This is a genomic window from Taklimakanibacter lacteus, assembly GCA_003576695.1.
GTDB classification, from domain to species: domain Bacteria; phylum Pseudomonadota; class Alphaproteobacteria; order Rhizobiales; family Aestuariivirgaceae; genus Taklimakanibacter; species Taklimakanibacter lacteus.
Genome location: QOZQ01000003.1, coordinates 1 through 16,785, shown reverse-complemented (window position 1 = coordinate 16,785; position 16,785 = coordinate 1). Strand labels below are relative to the sequence as shown.

General features: G+C 63.6%; 15 protein-coding genes and 1 other RNA gene. 8 read left to right on the top strand and 8 right to left on the bottom strand.

What is annotated here, in order from left to right:
• The first annotated feature begins 43 nt into the window (after positions 1–43).
• Entirely contained in the window at positions 44–928 is an 885-nt protein-coding gene (locus DT068_RS05700) for a DMT family transporter (RefSeq protein WP_119388845.1), read from the top strand.
• Here DT068_RS05700 and DT068_RS05695 read toward each other — a convergent pair.
• Positions 919–1,680 (bottom strand): sulfite exporter TauE/SafE family protein, encoded by a 762-nt coding sequence (locus DT068_RS05695; protein ID WP_119388844.1) that lies wholly within the window; start codon positions 1,678–1,680, stop codon positions 919–921. The genes DT068_RS05700 and DT068_RS05695 overlap by 10 nt on opposite strands.
• Before the next feature lie 165 nt (positions 1,681–1,845).
• Here DT068_RS05695 and DT068_RS05690 point away from each other — a divergent pair, with 165 nt between their 5' ends.
• Both DT068_RS05690 and DT068_RS05685 read left to right on the top strand, forming a co-directional pair.
• On the top strand, positions 1,846–2,886 hold the full coding sequence (locus DT068_RS05690; protein WP_119388843.1) for a type III polyketide synthase: 1,041 nt from the start codon (positions 1,846–1,848) through the stop codon (positions 2,884–2,886).
• Between the two features lie 150 nt (positions 2,887–3,036).
• Complete coding sequence (locus tag DT068_RS05685; protein ID WP_119388842.1) at positions 3,037–3,552, top strand: isoprenylcysteine carboxyl methyltransferase family protein; 516 nt, start codon at positions 3,037–3,039, stop codon at positions 3,550–3,552.
• Positions 3,553–3,805: 253 nt separating this feature from the next.
• On the opposite strand, the gene recR is transcribed toward DT068_RS05685, so the two are convergent.
• The 4 genes from recR to ffs all read right to left on the bottom strand — a co-directional run bounded on the left by recR (position 3,806) and on the right by ffs (position 6,927).
• Positions 3,806–4,408, bottom strand: a complete 603-nt coding sequence (gene recR, locus DT068_RS05680; RefSeq protein WP_119388841.1) for a recombination mediator RecR — start codon at positions 4,406–4,408, stop codon at positions 3,806–3,808.
• 354 nt (positions 4,409–4,762) lie between these two features.
• Positions 4,763–5,086: a YbaB/EbfC family nucleoid-associated protein gene (locus DT068_RS05675; RefSeq protein ID WP_119388840.1), complete on the bottom strand. Its 324-nt coding sequence runs from the start codon at positions 5,084–5,086 to the stop codon at positions 4,763–4,765.
• Positions 5,083–6,795 carry a DNA polymerase III subunit gamma/tau gene (locus DT068_RS05670; protein ID WP_119388839.1) on the bottom strand — a complete coding sequence of 571 codons (1,713 nt, stop codon included), beginning with the start codon at positions 6,793–6,795 and terminating at the stop codon, positions 5,083–5,085. Before DT068_RS05670 ends, DT068_RS05675 begins: the two co-directional genes overlap by 4 nt.
• Before the next feature lie 35 nt (positions 6,796–6,830).
• Positions 6,831–6,927, bottom strand: an RNA gene (ffs, locus tag DT068_RS05665) — signal recognition particle sRNA small type.
• Between the two features lie 221 nt (positions 6,928–7,148).
• On the opposite strand from ffs, the gene DT068_RS05660 reads away from it, so the two are divergent.
• Genes DT068_RS05660 through fmt form a run of 3 tightly spaced genes read left to right on the top strand, consistent with a single transcriptional unit; the run spans position 7,149 to position 11,399 of the window.
• Positions 7,149–9,887 (top strand): caspase family protein, encoded by a 2,739-nt coding sequence (locus tag DT068_RS05660; RefSeq protein WP_119388838.1) that lies wholly within the window; start codon positions 7,149–7,151, stop codon positions 9,885–9,887.
• Positions 9,888–9,947: 60 nt separating this feature from the next.
• Positions 9,948–10,469, top strand: a complete 522-nt coding sequence (gene def / locus DT068_RS05655; RefSeq protein WP_119388837.1) for a peptide deformylase — start codon at positions 9,948–9,950, stop codon at positions 10,467–10,469.
• A gap of 3 nt (positions 10,470–10,472) precedes the next feature.
• The gene (gene fmt, locus DT068_RS05650) at positions 10,473–11,399 is read left to right on the top strand and encodes a methionyl-tRNA formyltransferase (RefSeq protein ID WP_368904465.1); all 927 of its coding nucleotides are present in this window, start codon (positions 10,473–10,475) and stop codon (positions 11,397–11,399) included.
• A 205-nt stretch (positions 11,400–11,604) separates the two neighbouring features.
• Here fmt and DT068_RS05645 read toward each other — a convergent pair whose 3' ends face one another.
• The 3 genes from DT068_RS05645 to pdxR form a co-directional block, all read right to left on the bottom strand.
• Positions 11,605–12,072, bottom strand: coding sequence for a copper chaperone PCu(A)C (locus DT068_RS05645; protein ID WP_119388836.1), 468 nt, complete (start codon positions 12,070–12,072; stop codon positions 11,605–11,607).
• A 67-nt stretch (positions 12,073–12,139) separates the two neighbouring features.
• Complete coding sequence (locus DT068_RS05640; protein ID WP_119388835.1) at positions 12,140–13,729, bottom strand: zinc-binding metallopeptidase family protein; 1,590 nt, start codon at positions 13,727–13,729, stop codon at positions 12,140–12,142.
• Between the two features lie 12 nt (positions 13,730–13,741).
• A complete protein-coding gene (pdxR, locus tag DT068_RS05635) occupies positions 13,742–15,184 on the bottom strand; it encodes a MocR-like pyridoxine biosynthesis transcription factor PdxR (RefSeq protein WP_368904464.1) in 1,443 nt (480 codons plus the stop codon).
• Positions 15,185–15,245: 61 nt separating this feature from the next.
• On the opposite strand from pdxR, the gene DT068_RS05630 reads away from it, so the two are divergent.
• Complete coding sequence (locus tag DT068_RS05630; RefSeq protein WP_162914018.1) at positions 15,246–15,692, top strand: pyridoxamine 5'-phosphate oxidase family protein; 447 nt, start codon at positions 15,246–15,248, stop codon at positions 15,690–15,692.
• Between the two features lie 140 nt (positions 15,693–15,832).
• Positions 15,833–16,282 (top strand): hypothetical protein, encoded by a 450-nt coding sequence (locus DT068_RS05625; protein WP_119388834.1) that lies wholly within the window; start codon positions 15,833–15,835, stop codon positions 16,280–16,282.
• Positions 16,283–16,785 lie beyond the last annotated feature (503 nt).

Below are 16,785 nucleotides of genomic sequence, written 5' to 3'. Positions count from 1 at the left end.
TTGCGGCAGGGTGATTCTGGTCTAGGCAGGGGCCCGCCCTCCCATGCGCCTTCCTTTCACCCCCTCCGCCGTCCATCCGGGATTCTACATGATCCTGGCGATGGGGAGCTTCACCGCCGGCGACACCATGACGAAGCTCATGGCGGGCGAAGTGCCGGTCGGCCAGATCATCCTCATCCGCGGCCTCGTCGCGACCACGATCATCACCTTGATCTGTGCCCAGCAGGGCGTCATCGCCTATGCGCCTCATCTGGTCAGGCGCACCATCCTCGGGCGCAGCCTCAGCGACATGCTGGGCACGATCTTCTTCATCACCGCCTTGATGCATATGCCGATCGCCAATCTCACCGCCGTGATGCAGGCGGTGCCGTTGCTGGTCATCGCCTTTGCGGCAGTTTTCCTGGGCGAGACAGTGGGCTTGCGGCGCACGCTCGCCATCGTTGTCGGGCTCCTGGGCGTGCTCCTGATCGTCAAGCCCTCGCCTCAGAGCTTCACCTTCTATGACGGCCTGTCGCTCGGTCTCATCGTCGCGGTGGCGATGCGCGACATCATCACCCGAAGGCTCACCATCGATGTGCCGACGATGATCGTCGTCCTCGGCAATGCGGTGATCGTGACGTTGAGCGGCCTCGCTTTGTATCCCTTCGAGACCTGGATCACGCCGAGCCCGCGGCATCTGCTCCTCCTCCTGTGCGGCGGGCTGTTCCTCACGCTCGGCTATGTCTGCATGGTGCTCACCATACGCATGGGCGATATCGCCCAGACCGCCATCTACCGCTATTCGGTGGTGCTCTTCGCGCTGCTGTCGGGCGCCTTCGTCTTCCATGAGTTCCCGGACCGGTGGGCGCTCATCGGCATCGCCCTCATCGTCGCGTCGGGCATCTATGCCATGCTGCGCGAAAGAAAGATGGCCAGAGATCAGCCATAGCGCCAGAAGCTGATGGCGGTGAGCGTCACGCTCCAGGCGAGGATGCCGTATCTGACCCAGAGCTGCGGCACGCTGCGCGAGACCTTCACCATCACATAGCCGCCGATAAAGGCGCCCATCATCATGACGAGCGACGGCAGCCAGCGGATGATGCCGGCATGGGCGAAAAGCGCGATGGCGATCAAGGTGATGAGCGTGATGGTGGCGTTGCGGATGGAATTCGCCTCATGGATGTCGTCATGGCCGAACATCGCATAGAGCGCCAGCAGGACGACGCCCATGCCGAGGCCGAAATAGCCGCCATAGGCATAGACGATGAATTCGAGGATGAAGGACAGCCAGATCCAGCGCCTGCCATCGAAATTATGGCGCTGCTCGAGCCAGCGCTTGATGGTGGGCGCCAGCGCGAAGGCGACCGTCGAGAAGGTGAGCAGCCAGGGTATCGCCGTCTTGAACGACGCTTCGCCGAGCCAGAGGAGAGCGAAGGACCCGCAGGCGCCGCCAATGACGGCCAGCAGCAGCCGCGGCCTCAGATGCAGATTGGGGCGGCGCAGCTCATGGCGATAGCCGTAAAGGCTCGCGATATTGGCGGGCAGCAGCGCCACGAAATTCGAGGCATTGGCCTCGATCTCGGACATGCCGGTCGCGACCAGGAGGGGGAAGGTCATGAAGCCCGCCCCGCCGGCCAGGACATTGATGCAGCCGGCCAGAATGCCGCCCGCGAACAACAATGCCATTTCCAGCCAGCCCATCGGCTTTACCCTGATTTTTCAGGGGTTTTGTGTCCAGCTCAAAGTTTAAAAATTGAGGAAACAAGCCATGCGCGCTAGGCGTATTAGGAATGTGGCGTCCGCGAGACTTTCCGCTAGAGTAAGGGGGAATCGCCGGCCCGAATCCGCCTAAAGAAAGAGGTACCTATGCGCAGCCAGCTCATGGCCATTGCGACCGCCAGTCCCCCCTTTGAATTGCGAACGGAAGACGTGATCGGGGAGGCGACCCGGATTTTCGCCGGCCGGCACAAGGATTTCGAGCGCATGATGCCGGTTTTCGCCAATACCGGGATCAGGACCCGCCAGTCGGTCAGGCCCTATAGCTGGTTCCGCCAGGATCAGGGCTGGCCCGAGCGGACCGAGGCCTATATCGACGGCGCCACCGATCTGTTCCGCAAGGCGGCCAGTGAGGCGCTCGAGAAATCAGGCCTCGAAGCCGGCGAGATCGACACGATCGTGACCGTGAGCTCGACCGGCGTCGCCACGCCCTCGATCGAGGCGCGCGTGATGCATGAGCTCGGCTTCCACAAGAATGTGAGCCGCATACCGGTCTTCGGGCTGGGCTGCGCCGGCGGCGCCACCGGCCTGTCGCTTGCCGCGCGTCTCGCCCGGGCGCCCGCCTCGAATGTCCTGCTCGTCGTCGTCGAGCTCTGCACGCTTGCCTTCCGCCCGGACGAGATGACGAAATCCAACATCATCGCCACAGCACTTTTCGGCGATGGTGCTGCGGCCTGCGTCCTCTCGGGCAGGAAGAAGGATGGGTTCGGCGCCATCGAATTCACCGGCGAGCACAGCTGGCCGGACACGCTCGACATCATGGGCTGGCGCATGGATCCGCAGGGCTTCGGCGCCATCTTCTCGCAGCGCATCCCCGATTTCGTCACCCAGGAACTGCGCGCCGCCGCCGACGGCTTCCTCTCCCGCAATGGCCTCAGCGTCGACGACATCGGCCAGTTCGTGTTCCATCCGGGCGGCGCCAAGGTGATTACCGCCCTCGAGCAGGCCTTCCATCTCGACCAGGGAACGCTGGAGATCGAGCGCCAGGTGCTTGCCGATCACGGCAACATGTCGGCGCCGACCATGCTCTTCGTGCTCAAAGAGGCGCTGAAGAAGCCCTTCACCGGCAGGCGCTTCCTCAGCGCGCTCGGACCGGGCTTCACCTCAAGCTTCGCCACCATGGTGAGCTGAGGCATGGTGAGTTCACGTGTATCCCACTACCCTCACCCTGAGGTGCGAGCGCAGCGAGCCTCGAAGGGTCTGCTTCAACGCACTCGCTCTGTCCTGATAGATGCTTCGAGGGCCGCTTCGCGGCCACCTCAGCATGAGGGGCGTTAAGAGATGTGGTTGAATATCGCTATCCTGTCGCTCGTCACGTTGCAGCGCCTGGTCGAGCTCTACATTGCGCAACGCAACACCCGACGGCTCCTGGCGCGCGGCGCCCATGAGGCGGGCAGCGGCCATTACTGGCTGATCGTCGTCCTCCATGCCGCCTGGCTCATCGGCCTGTGGGTCTACGCGCGGGATAATCCAGTGAATTGGACATGGCTCTTCGTCTATCTGGCGATCGAGGCCCTGCGCGGCTGGGTGGTGGCGGCGCTCGGCGACCGCTGGACGACCCGCATCATCGTCATGCCGGGCGAGCCATTGGTCGAGAGAGGCCCCTACCGCTATCTGCGTCATCCGAACTATCTCGTCGTGGCGCTCGAGATTTTCGTGCTGCCGATGGTGTTCGGCATGTTCTGGTATGCGATTGGATTCTCGATCGCCAATGCGGCCATTCTCTACTGGCGCATAAGGGTGGAGGAAGAGACCTTCAAGGAAGCATCGCCGAACGTGCAGCCGCCGGAGAGCTGATCGCAATTCCACTCTCCAGCGCTTCCCCCTCGCCCGTTGCGAAGCAATGGGAGAGGGTGGCCGAAGGCCGGGTGAGGGCTCTTTGACTGCAAAGTGCAGATGTCAGGAAGAGCCCTCATCCGCCCTCTTGCCTTCGCGAAGCCGCGGTTTCGCTCTGACAGAGCAGATAACTTCCGCTTCGGCGAAGCAAGGTCGGGCACCTTCTCCCATCCTCCGGACGGGAGAAGGGGAAATGTTGGAGAGGGCTATCTGATTAGAACGGCCTTCTCGCCCGCATCGCCTGGGTGAGCGTGCCTTCATCGAGATAATCGAGCTCGCCGCCCACCGGCACGCCATGGGCGAGCTTCGAGGTTGCGACATTCAGATCCTTCAGCCGGTCGATGATGTAATGCGCCGTCGTCTGGCCCTCGACCGTGGCGTTGACCGCGAGCACCACTTCCTTGACGCCTTCGTGACCGGCACGCTCGACGAGGCGCGCGATCGAAAGGTCTTCCGGCCTTATGCCCTCGACGGCCGACAAGGTGCCGCCCAGCACATGATAGAGCCCGTTCCACGCTCCTGCCCGCTCCAGCGCCCACAGGTCGCCCACTTCCTCAACGACGCAGATGATGCTCCTGTCGCGGCGCGGGTCGCGGCACAAGGTGCAGGGATCGCTGGTGTCGACATTGCCGCAATCGGAACAGATCGTCACCTTGTCGCGCGCGTCTTCCATCGCGGTGGTGAGCGGCACCAGGAGCTTTTCGCGGTTCTTGATGAGATGCAAAGCGGCGCGCCGCGCCGAGCGCGGCCCCAGCCCCGGCAGCTTGGCCAGGACCTGGATCAGCCGCTCGATCTCGGGACCCGTGGTGCGCCGCATGTGTCAGTACTCTCCCACAACCGTCATCCCGGCGAAAGCCGCTATCGGATTCATACATCGTAGGCGAGCGCTGTTTACCCCTCTCCCCGCTTCAGCGGGGAGAGGGAGGGACCCATTGCGTAGCAATGGGAGGGTGAGGGGCTTGCGGGGAGTTGGACTCAATTCTTCCATCAGGCGGACAATGCAGCATTGCGACACCCATTGCCCCTCACCCTTCCCACCGCTTCGCGGTGGGCCCCTACCCTCTACCCGCTGCGCTACGCTTGCAGGGCGAGGGTAAAATAGCCCGCATGCAATAGCGGTGGATCCCGGCTTTCGCCGGGATGACGGAGAATGGAGAGCTTTCCGCATATGCTAAAACGGCAGCTGGAATCCGGGCGGCAGCGGCAGGCCGCCGGTGATCGACTTCATCTCCTCGGCGACCATCTGCTCCAGCCTGCCCTTGGCATCCGCATGGGCGGCGACGATCAGGTCCTCGAGGATCTCCTTCTCTTCCGCCTTGAGCAGGCTCGCATCGATGTCGGTGCCGGTGAGCACGCCCTTGCCGTTGAGCGTCACCTTCACCAACCCGCCGCCCGACTGGCCGACGACGCTCATCTGGCCGAGCTTCGTCTGCATGTCCTGCATGCGGGTCTGCATCTCCTGCACCTGCTTCATCATGGCGCCAAGATTCTTCATCGCTCGTCCAGGTCCTTTTCCGTTTGAATGTCATCCGCCACCGGAGCGGCCGTATCATAGTCGCGCACATCGACGATCTCGGCGCCGGGAAAGCGCTTCAGGATGGCCTGCACATCGGGATGCTCGCGCGTCTCGCGGAAGATCGTGTCCTTCTGGTCCTTGCTCTGCTGCGCCAGCGGCTTCTCGCCGCCATCGCGCGACACCAGCACCATCCAGCGCATGCCGGTCCATTCATTGAGCTTGCGGCCGAGCTCATTGGCAAGGCCAGGCGGAGCATTGGCTTCGAGCGCGATCTCGATCTGGCCGGGGCTCACCCGGATCGGCCGCATCAGCGTCTCGATCTGGTTCTTGAGCCTGATGTCGCGCTTCTCGCCGACATAATTGGCGATGTCGCGCAAATGGGCGAAGGGCCGCGTCTCGCGCGGCGGTTCCGCCGGCTTGCGCTCGACCGGGTCGGCGGCGACCGCGAGCTGGCCGTTCTCGATGGGCGGGCCATCCGCCTCGCGCTCCAACCTCGGCGCGGGCCTCGCCTCGCGCGGTTCCGGCGTTCCCTGGCGCGCCAGCTTCACAAGGTCCTCGCCCGAGGGCAGGCTCGCCGCATAGGCGAGCCGGATCAGCACCATCTCGGCCGCCATCAGCTGATCGGAATGGAGCTCGATCTCCTTGAGGCCCTTCAGCAGCATCTGCCAGGCGCGCGTCAGATGCGCCATGGAGATCTTGCCGGCATGCTCCTTCCCGCGCACCCGCTCGGCTTCGCTGCGCGAGGCATCGCTTGCCGCATTGGGCGCCACCTTGAGGCGCGTCACCCAATGCACGAAATCGGCGAGATCGCTCAATATGGTGTGCGGATCACCGCCCGCCTGGTGCTGGGCCTCGATCTCCTTGATGGCGGCGGCGGCATCGCCCGCCATGACGGCGTCGAACAGATCGATGACGCGGGCCCGGTCCATCAGGCCCAGCATGGCGCCGACCTCGGCCGCCTTCACCGTCTCGCTGCCATAGGCGATCGCCTGGTCAAGCAGCGACAGGCCGTCGCGCGCCGAGCCTTCGGCGGCCCTGGCGATCATGCGCAAAGCCTCGTCCTCGATCGCCACCTTCTCGGCCCTGGCCACCTTGGCGAAGAGCTGCATCAGCACGTCGGCATCCATGCGGCGCAAGTCGAAGCGCTGGCAGCGCGACAGGATGGTGACCGGAACTTTACGGATCTCGGTCGTGGCGAAGATGAATTTCACATGCGGCGGCGGCTCTTCCAGCGTCTTCAACAGCGCGTTGAAGGCGTTCTTGGACAGCATATGCACTTCGTCGATGATATAGACCTTGTAGCGCGCCTGGATCGGGGCATAGCGCACGCCCTCGATGATCTCGCGCACATCGTCGACGCCGGTATTGGAGGCGGCGTCCATCTCGATCACGTCGATATGGCGCGATTCGAGGATGGCCTCGCAATCGGCCGTCACTTCCGGCATGTCGATCGAAGGCCCGCCCGGATAATTGAGGGCACGGGCGATGAGCCTGGCGGTGGTGGTCTTGCCGACGCCCCTGACCCCGGTCAGCATATAGGCCTGGGCGATGCGGCCGGTGGCGAAGGCGTTGGAGAGGGTTCGCACGACCGCTTCCTGGCCGATGAGATCGGCAAAGTTCTGCGGGCGGTATTTGCGGGCGAGAACGCGATAACCGTGGGCGCTCGCGCCGCTTGCTTCTTCGGTCACTGGCGAGCCTGCCGGTTATATATCCAAGGGCTTAGGCGGGAGGCTGGACGGGCAACCCGTACCAAACTCGTTAGGGCTGCTTCCTTCCGGACCTGACCCGGTTGGCGAGCGACACGTCCGCCGCCAACCTCCCGCCGCCTATATCGGGCCTCGTCGGGCAAAAGGCAAGTCTCGCCGAAATGGGCCGGAAAGGTCGTTGACTCACCGTCATCCGGGCCTGGTATCGTGCTGCACCCTATGACCTCGGGAAAGGCCTGTCTCTCTTTCGAGCTTGCCTTGCCGCAGCCTTTGAGCTGTCATGATGACGCCACGGCAAGGACGGCTAATGACCGATCCTGACGGCAGATCGGTGCATGACATACGGGCCAGCATCGTACAGTTGCGACCAAGGGGGCACAGCGACCCTGCTGCGCCTGCTTTTGCTGCTATGGCTGACTGTCCTGGCGCCGTCCCTGGCCCTTGCAGAGGAAGCCCGGCCGCTGAAGGGCGTCGCCCTGGTGATCGGGCAATCGGGCTATCGCCATCTGCCCACGCTCGCCAATACCGGCAATGATGCACGCGCCATCACGCAGCTTCTGACCGGACTCGGTTTCGAGGCGCGCAGCGTCGCCGACCGTGACGCGGCCAAGCTTCGTCGTGATCTCGAGCGCTTCGCCGAGGGGGCCGATGTGGCCATCCTCTATTATTCCGGCCACGGCATCGAGGCCGGCGGTGAAAATTACCTCCTGCCGGTCGATGCCGATCTGGCGGCACTCGATGATGCCGGCAATCGCCTCACACCGTTGTCCACGATGATCGAGCGGATCCGGCAGAGCGTGCCTGTCAGCATTCTTCTTATCGATGCCTGCCGGACCAATCCGTTCCCGCCGAATGCGCTGGTGAAGGTGCAAGCATCGCTGCCCGGAGCATCGATTGGCGCCAACGGGCTAGGCGCCCCCAAAGGCGCGATGCCGATCGAGGATGCACCACAGACAGACACGCTCGGTATCGTCATCGGCTATGCGGCGGAGCCCGGGCGGGCGGCGCTGGATGGCGAAAAGGGCGGGACCAGCCCTTATGCGTCCGCGCTCATCCGGCATCTCTCGGCGATGAAAGGCTCCGAGTTCGGCGCCGTCATGCGCATGGTGACGGAAGAAGTCTATCTCAAGACCCAAGGCCGCCAGCGGCCCTGGGTGAATGAAAGCCTGCGGCGCTTCCTCTATTTCGGGGCCGCGCCGGAAGAGCCGCAAGGCGAGCAGGCGCTCATCACCGGCGAGCGCCGCCAGCTCCTGCTTACCATCGCTGCCCTTCCAGATGCGGAAAGGCGCCAGATCGAAGGGATTGCAGCGGATGGCGGCGTGCCGCTCGATGCTCTCTATGGAGTGCTCAGGGCGCTCGGCGAGCAGCAGGTGCCGGCAGATTCCGAAGCGCTCGACAAACTGCTCAGAAGCCAAGCCGAGAAGCTCAAGACGATGATGGCCGAGCGGCAGGCGCTGGAAGCGGATGATCCCGAGATCGTGCGTCTGGCGAGCGCCGCCGACCGAGCCATCGCCGAAGGCGCCATCGCCACGGCCCGACGGTTCCTCGACCAGGCGGTGGCGCGCGTCGATGCCACCCGGGGAGCTGTCGATCAGGCGGAAGAGAAACTCAAGGCCAAGCGCCTGGCCGATGCCGCCGTCTATGAGCGGCGTGGACAGATTACCTTCCTCGCCTTCGACTATCTCGCCGCAGCCAGGGACTACCAAAGCGCCTTCGAGCTGGCTGAAAAGTGGGATGCCAGGAAGGCATGGTGGTACAAGGTGAGCGTCGCTTCGCTGCTCCAGCAACATGGCTTCAACAAAGGCGATCTGCCCACTCTCAGGCAGTCCATCGAGGTCTACCGCGAAGCTGTTGCCTTTGCATTGAGCAACGATGAGACGCGCGTCAAATTTGCGTACACCCAGGGTCAACTCGGCACTGCGCTTATGGAACTTGCCTTACGCGAGAACAACGCAGCCATGTTCGATGAGGCGGCGGCGGCCTATCGCGTAGTGGAAGAAAACCCCCTCCATAGCCGCGCTATCGATCCGCAAACATGGGCTGCGATACAGAACAATCTCGGCATCCTGCTCCAGGAGCAGGGTTTGCGGGAAAAAGGGACCGCAAAGCTGCGTCAGTCGGCAGCGGCTTTTCGCGCTGCGCTGGCGGCACGACCGCGGGAAAGCGATATCCATGCCTGGGCCAGGGCAATGAACAATCTCGGCAATACACTGCAATTCATCGGTGGGCGAGAGAACGACGTCACGACGCTCGAAGAGGCCGTCACTGCCCTGCGGGCTTCGCTCGAAGTGCGCACGCGTGACAGCACGCCCGTCGACTGGGCCTTGACCCAATACAATCTCGGCTTGGCGCTACGGGCACTTGGCCAAGCCAAGCCGGATAAGGATCTCATTCGTGAGGCTGCCAATGCTTTCCACCTGGCGCTCGAAGAAACGCCCAGGGCGCGTTTTCCGCTCAACTGGACCAAGATTCACGGCACTCTTTATGAAACTCTTCTGCTCCTGAGCGAGGACGAACAGGAAGAAGTGATCTCGTCATACCGCCGGGCGCTCGACAGTGATGCACGACTGCGCGATCCGCAGGCCTGGGCGAGAGTTCAGTACAATCTTGGAGCGATTCTCCTCTTGCTTGCCGGCCGCGATCCAACGACAAACAGGCTCGAGAACGCTGTCCAGGTTTTTCGCGCTGCCCTTGAGGTCCATTCGCGTGACCGTGACCGGCTCATCTGGGCTGATACTCAATACAACCTCGGCTTTGCTCTACATAAGCTCGGCCGGCGCGAGAGCGGGACAGTTCGCCTGGAGGAGTCGGCCAGCGCCTACCGGGAAGCCCTGCGCGAGCAGACCCGCGACTCCACCCCATTCGAATGGGCCAAGACGATGGCCGCCCTTGGCCAAACCCTGCAAGCACTCGGCCAGAGAAAGAAGAGCGCAACCGACCTGGAGGAGGCGATCCGCAGCTACGAGGCTGCTATTCAAGGGTTCGGGCAGGCAGGCGCCACTTCGGATGCCAAATCGGCGGAACGCGGACTTGTGCTGGCCCGCGCATTGCTTGAGCTGGTCCGCAAACCCTGAAAATACGGCGATATAGCCCGCGCATTGACCCCTCCCCGGCCATCGCCTATCTCAAGCGTCATGACGAAGCGCGATATCATCATCTTGCCCGATCCCTTGCTCAGGACCGTCTCGAAGCCGATCCGGACGGTCGATGCGGCCACCCGCAAGCTCATGGATGACATGCTGGAGACCATGTATGAGGCGCCGGGCATCGGGCTCGCCGCCGTCCAGATCGGCGTTCCCCAGCGCCTGGTGGTGATCGACACCAGCAAGGAAGACGAAGAGAAGAAGCCCTTGTTCCTCGTCAATCCCGAGATCACCTGGTCGAGCGAGGAAGAGTCGGACTACGAGGAAGGCTGCCTGTCGATCCCCGAATTCTTCGACATGGTGACGCGGCCCAGGGAGGTCAAGGTCCGCTATCTCGACCGCCAGGGCGAGGCCAAGGAAATGCACTGCTCGGGCGTCCTCGCCACCTGCGTGCAGCATGAGATCGACCATCTCAACGGCGTGCTGTTCATCGACTACATCACCAAGCTGAAGCGCGACCGGGTGGTCAAGAAATTCACCAAGGCGCAGAAGCTCGCCAAGAGCGGAGCCTGACGCTTGCGCCTCGTCTTCATGGGCACGCCGGATTTCGCCGTGCCCACGCTGGCCGCCCTTCTCGATGCCGGCCATGACGTCGCCGCCGTCTATTCGCAGCCGCCGCGCCCGGCCGGCCGCGGCATGTCGGAGCGGCTGTCGCCCGTGCATCATTTCGCTTTGACCCACAATCTCGAGGTCCACACGCCCTTGTCGCTCAAAGGGGCGGAAGAACAGAAGGCCTTCACGGCCCACAAGGCGGATGCCGCCGTGGTCGTCGCCTATGGGCTGCTGTTGCCGAAGGCCATCCTCGATGCGCCGCGCAAGGGCTGCTTCAATGTGCATGCCTCGCTCCTGCCGCGCTGGCGGGGCGCCGCCCCTATCCAGCGCGCCATCATGGCGGGCGATGCCGAAACCGGCGTCACCATCATGCGCATGGCGGAGGGCCTCGACACTGGCCCCATGTGCCTTCAGGGCCGCGGTCCCATCCAGGCCACCACCACGGCGGGCCTGCTGCATGACAATCTCATGCATCTGGGCGCCCGCCTCATGGTCGAGGCGCTGAAGCAGCTCAGGCGCGGCGCGCTCGCCTGCACGCCGCAGCCGGAAGCCGGCGTCACCTATGCGAAGAAGATCGACAAGGGCGAAACCGGGATCGACTTCACCGGGACCGCGACCGAGGTGCGCAACCATATACACGGCCTGTCGCCTTTTCCCGGCGCCTGGTTCCGGCTCGACCAGGAAGGCCGCACATTCCGCATCAAGGTCCATCTGTGCGAGATCGCCGACGGCAAGGGCAAGCCCGGCGAAGTCATCGACGACAAGCTCACCATCGCCTGCGGCGAAGGCGCCATCCGCCTGCTCAGCCTGCAGCGCGAAGGCAAGAGCGCCATGGGCCTCGAGGAATTCCTGCGCGGCTTCTCGGCGCCGAAAGGGACGGTGGTGGGGTAGCATGCCTCTCCCTCCGCCGCGCGAAGCGCGGGGAGGGTGGCGCGCGGAACGCGCGACGGGTGGGGTGTCCACGCGGGGAAGTCTCCCAAGCAAAGAACTTTGCAAGCGCTTCGCGTAATTACTGAATACATCACGGCGGAGAGACCCCACCCGTCCGCCCTTCGGGCGTCCACCCTCCCCGCGCTGCGCGCGGCGGAGGGAGTGCTTACTGTGGACCGCTCGCCGCGACATCGCCCACCGGCACATCAACCTTCACATGGCCGGCTTTCTCGAAGGTGAGCGTGACTTCAAGATGGTCGCCCTTCTTGAGCGGCGCCTTCAGTCCCATCAGCATCACATGCATTTTCTTCGGCGCAAGCGCCACGGTTTCCTTGGGGCCGATCGCCAGCGTCCCGAGGTGGCGCATGCTGGCCACGCCGTTCTCCTCGACGGTCTCGTGCAGCATCGCCATATTGGCGGCATCGGTCTGGATCGCGGTGAGCTGATCGGGCGTCGCCCCGTCATTGCGGATGGTGAAATAAACGGCACCGGTCTTGGCGACCGGCGTCGCCGACGCTCGCGCGAATGCATCGCTCACCATCACGTCGCCGGCATGCGCCGCTTGCACGACCGAGATCGCGGCGGCAACCGTCAGGCCAATGGCAGCGGAGAGTTCAAGGATGAGTCGGCGCATGGATATCTCGTGCCCTTCGATATGGGCACGATTGTGAAAAGACGCCAGCGGCTAAGCGTCGCGGAAGTCACGCCGGGCGATGCAGGGCGCGATCATCGGCCGTCGCCGGTATCCACCATTCGCGCCCGCGCGGCGTCTCCACATAGTCGGGCCATGGGAAATCGAGCGGCGGCGCATAGTCGCACCAAGGCTTCGTCTCGCCGTCACACGCCAGACGCTCTTCATATTCCGTCCTTGTGCGCCGCAGCATCTCCTTGTCGGTCAGCAGATCGAGCATCGTGCCGGCGATGGTCCTCGCCGCAGTGGCGACGGTCGGGTCGATGGTCGCCGGAATGCCGCCCAGCGCATTCATCACCCAGTCGGGATAGGCGAAGCCCTGCGGCGCCTTCAGCGTGGCGCGGCCGATATAGAAACGCACCGTCGGCGCATGCCATGTCATGTCGGTATAGTCATCCGACGTATAATGCGTCTGCCAGGCCGGTATCGTGGCGCGGATCTTCCGCTCGGCCTCCTGTGGCGTGATCAGCTGCTCGATCTCGTCGATGAAGGGCCGCGCCATGGGTGACAGCCCGAGTTCGCGCTGAATGGCCTGCGCCACCGTGACGGCATCGGCGCCGAAACGCGGCGGGCCGGCGCGCTCCAGATTGCGATAGGTGATCTCGGCCATGGCATGATTGGCAAGGCCGGGGCGCGATTTCGACACCCAATGCCGGCGCCAGCTGCAATGGGCGGCAAGGGCGGCGCTCTCGGCATTGCGGTCGAGCACCGCGAAGATATTCTCGAGCATGGCGCGATCGGGTGTGCGCGCCGCGAACAGGATCTGCGCCATTTGCGCCGCGAGATTGTCGGCCGTGGCCTGGCCGCTGGCCAGGATCGTCTCATTGAGCGTCCAGGTGCCGGTATGCGGCAGCATGTGGTCGCGCATCATCTTGGAGAGCGTATACATGGCGACGACCGCATCATTGGCGCCGGGTGCGCGCGCCGAAGTATGCGCCGCCGGTATGGGTCCCTTCGCCGCGTCCCTGAGCCAGGTTTCCGGCGCCTCGCACAGGAATTCATAGATCGCCGCATAATAAGGCCCGCAATGCGTGTCCCACCGGCAGGTGTTGCAATAGGGCAGCATGTAGAAGGGGTGGAAGGAGATGATCGCATCGAGCCCGTCATAATAACCGCGCGCGGCATGGATGGGCTTCGATCCCCTCACCTTCTCGGCGGGCTCGCCCATGAAGCGGATGGTGCCCTGGATGCCGTGCTTCTGCATCGCGGCTTTCGCGGCGAGCGCGCCGACCAGCGCGCCCATCCCCAAGGCCGAGTGCGGATCGGTATGTCCGCCGGCGAAGCGCGACAACCCCTTACGGGGACTGCGATAGGTGTCGGCGATCTGGCAGTTGCCCGGCACCGCGTCATATTCGGCATAGGCCATGACGGCAGGGCCCTTGCCATTCGACCAGGTGCCTGAGAAGGCGGTCGGCATGCCGCCCGAGCCCGTCTCGACGCTGAAGCCCTCGGCCTTGAGACGGGCCACATACCATTCGGCCGAGCGGTATTCGCGCCAGGCGGTCTCGGCGAGGTTCCAGATATGCGCGTTCCATTGCGACCAGTCACCCTGCCGCTGGTCGACAAAGGCAGAGGCCGTCTCATATGCAGTTTCGGTCATGAAATATCCCGTTCAACGCAATGCCTGGGCGAGCTTGCGGATCGAGGCGTCGATCACCGCCTCATCGAAGCCCGCATAGCCCAGAACCAGCCCCTGCCGGAACGGCTCGCCGGCAAAATAGTCGGAGAGAGCGGGTGCCAGCAGCCCCGTCTCGGCGGCACGCTTCGAGGCCTCGCGGTCACTCATCCCGCGGCTGAGGGTGCAGATCAGATGCATGCCGGCGGGTTCGGGCGCCGTCGCCAGGACATCGCCCGCATGACGCGCGATCGCGTCGCGCAGGGCTTGCTGGCGCTTCGTATAGAGACGGCGCATGCGCCTGATATGGATGGCGTAGTGGCCGAGGCGCATGAAATCGGCGAGCACCGGCTGCAAGAAGAGCGACACACGGGCGCCCCGCTCGCGCATGACGGCGGAGATGTCGTTGATCAGGTTGCGCGGCACCACGAGATAGCCGATGCGGAGGCCCGGCAGCATGGTCTTGGAGAACGATCCCAGCGAGATGACGACACCCGCCTCGTCGACGCCCATCAGCGCCGGCAGCGGCTTGCCGTGATAGCGGTATTCGCTGTCATAGTCGTCCTCGATGATCCAGGTCTTGCGCAGCCTCGCCCATTCGAGAAGCGCCAGGCGGCGGCCAAGCGGCATGGTCATGCCGAGCGGATAATGGCGCGCCGGCGTCACCACGGCGGCGCGGGCATCGCGCGGCCCTTTGGCGATATCGAGACCGTCTTCATCGACAGGGATGGACACGGTCCTGAGCCCCAGCTCCGAGAAGGTCTTGCGGATCAGGACATAGCCCGGCTCCTCGATGACGACCTTGTCGCCGCGCTTGAGGATGCTTTGCGCCAGGAGCTCGAGCGCTTCGCCGGCGCCGCTGGTGATCACCACCTGCTCGGGCGCGCAGCGCATGCCGCGAAAGGCGCGCAGATGGTCCGCAATGGCCAGACGCAGGGGCGCCCAGCCCAGGGGATCGGGCGAGGCCAGAAGCTCGCGGATCGGGTTGCGCCAGGTCTTAAGCATGAGCTTGGCCCAGATCTCATGCGGGAAGAGCGCCAGCTCCGGTGCCGCCGGCTGGAACGGCCTCACCTCGTCGGGACGCGGCAGCACATTCCCGGCCAGCGGCGCCGCCTGCACGGCGGAGCGCAGCACATGGTCGGGAAGATCGGGGGCGACGAAGACACCGGAGCCGTGGCGGCCTTCGGCATAGCCTTCGGCAATGAGCTCATCCACCGCCGCGACGACGGTGGCGCGCGACACGCCGAGCTCCTCGGCATAGACCCGGCTCGAAGGCAGGCGCGCGCCGGGGGCGATCGCCTGCGCCAGGATGAGGCGCTTGAGCTCGGAAGCGAGCTGGCGATGCAAGGGTTCGCGGTCGGCGCGGTCGAGGCTGATGCCGGCAAGCGCGGCTTCCCCGAAAGTGGACTGTCCCTCTCTTCGCGATGTGGCCATTTTCATCAGTCCACTTCTGCCACAAGGATCGGACCTTGAACAGAGGCCGGAGCCGGGACCACGCGCCATGCTTAGCGAAGACATGAAAACCATCATCGGCGCCTATCCGCTGGGCTTCGTCGCCAGCGTCAATGCGGACGGGACGCCCAATCTTTCGCCCAAGGGCACATTCGTCGTGCTGAACGACCGGCAGCTCGTCTTCGGCCATATCCGCTCGCCCGGCACCATGGGCAATATCGCCAAGCGCCCCGTCATCGAGATCAATTTCCTCGATGTCCTGGCGCGCAAGGCGGTGCGGGTGCGCGGCCGCGCCTATATGTTCGCCAGGAGCGCGCCTGAATTCGCCGGCCTCTTCGCCGCGCTCGCGGGCTGGAAAGGCTATACCGAGGTGATGAAAGCCGTGGTGCGTGTCGACATCGAAACAGCGAGCCTCATTCTTTCCCCTGCCTATGACCTCGGTCACACGGAGGCCCAGTTGCGGGAACAGTACAAGGCGAAATTCGCATCGCTTTGAGGGTTCCCCATGGGGAAGCGGCTGCGCCGGATGCGGAAACGACATTGAAAGAAGCAATACTCTCCGCATTTACCATCCATGTCTTGCGTCTTTATTTCGTTTGAATCTCCCCGCTATAATCAGTGCGTGGAGGCTCGATCATGATCCGTATTGCCCAAACCCTTCTCGTCGCTTCGCTCCTCGCGTTCACGCCAGCCATCTCCGTGCTGGCGCAATCGGACGCCGAGATCAGCAAGACGCTCGACACGCTCTTCGGCAGCCACAAGCCCTATCAGGACTTCCTGGCCGGGCTGCAGAAGGCGGTGGCGGCGGCGGACAAGACCGCGGTCGCCGGCATGATCAGCTATCCGCTCAAGACGAAAATCGCCGGCAAGGCCACGACGCTGCACAATGCGAAGGAATTCGCCGCGCATTACGATGCGCTGGTGACGCCCAAGGTCGCTGCCGCGGTCAAAGGCCAGACCTATGCCAAGCTCTTCGCCAATGCCGAGGGCGTCATGATCGGGGACGGAGAGGTCTGGTTCAGCGGCGTCTGCAGCGACAACGCCTGTGCAAAGCAGACGGTCCAGGTCACCGCCATCAACCAGTAGACGTTCGAGGTCTTATGCTCTGCCCGTAAATCGCCTCTTGCAATCGTGGGCTGAAGCGTGAGATTTGGAAAATTCCATCCTGAAGGACATGCGCCGGATTAATGTGCAAGTGCGTCTTGGTTCGGTGCGCGCCGAGACTGACATTGTGCTTTTAAGGTCAGGGCCTAGGAACTTTTGCAAAATAAAAAGCCTGTCGATACCGAGGCGGAATCCCTGTTATTTTCCAACGGGAATTCCCTGTTTCAAAATGCCAACCCATTGATATTGCTGGACCGACGACTCGTATTGCAAATATTCCCTGTAATTCCCTGTAATTCCCTGTATCCGGCCCGTGGTGAAGCGAAAGGAGACCGAGGAAGCGACACCTATGCCTGTCCATAAACCGCTCGTTTTTCATTACTGAGTCAGAAGGTCACGGACTAAAGTCTCAGAGAATCAGTTAGTTGTGGGATTCCTGTCGAATGGAGGCTGCGATGGATCTCCGAGGAACTAACGACAGTGAG

Bases quoted from the DNA above. Each gene is read 5' to 3' on its own strand.
- DT068_RS05700 (WP_119388845.1), top strand. From the start codon at position 44: ATGCGCCTTCCTTTCACCCCCTCCGCCGTCCATCCGGGATTCTACATG.
- DT068_RS05695 (WP_119388844.1), bottom strand. From the start codon at position 1,680: ATGGGCTGGCTGGAAATGGCATTGTTGTTCGCGGGCGGCATTCTGGCC.
- DT068_RS05690 (WP_119388843.1), top strand. From the start codon at position 1,846: ATGCGCAGCCAGCTCATGGCCATTGCGACCGCCAGTCCCCCCTTTGAA.
- DT068_RS05685 (WP_119388842.1), top strand. From the start codon at position 3,037: ATGTGGTTGAATATCGCTATCCTGTCGCTCGTCACGTTGCAGCGCCTG.
- recR (WP_119388841.1), bottom strand. From the start codon at position 4,408: ATGCGGCGCACCACGGGTCCCGAGATCGAGCGGCTGATCCAGGTCCTG.
- DT068_RS05675 (WP_119388840.1), bottom strand. From the start codon at position 5,086: ATGAAGAATCTTGGCGCCATGATGAAGCAGGTGCAGGAGATGCAGACC.
- DT068_RS05660 (WP_119388838.1), top strand. From the start codon at position 7,149: ATGACATACGGGCCAGCATCGTACAGTTGCGACCAAGGGGGCACAGCG.
- def (WP_119388837.1), top strand. From the start codon at position 9,948: ATGACGAAGCGCGATATCATCATCTTGCCCGATCCCTTGCTCAGGACC.
- DT068_RS05645 (WP_119388836.1), bottom strand. From the start codon at position 12,072: ATGCGCCGACTCATCCTTGAACTCTCCGCTGCCATTGGCCTGACGGTT.
- DT068_RS05640 (WP_119388835.1), bottom strand. From the start codon at position 13,729: ATGACCGAAACTGCATATGAGACGGCCTCTGCCTTTGTCGACCAGCGG.
- pdxR (WP_368904464.1), bottom strand. From the start codon at position 15,184: ATGAAAATGGCCACATCGCGAAGAGAGGGACAGTCCACTTTCGGGGAA.
- DT068_RS05630 (WP_162914018.1), top strand. From the start codon at position 15,246: ATGCTTAGCGAAGACATGAAAACCATCATCGGCGCCTATCCGCTGGGC.
- DT068_RS05625 (WP_119388834.1), top strand. From the start codon at position 15,833: ATGATCCGTATTGCCCAAACCCTTCTCGTCGCTTCGCTCCTCGCGTTC.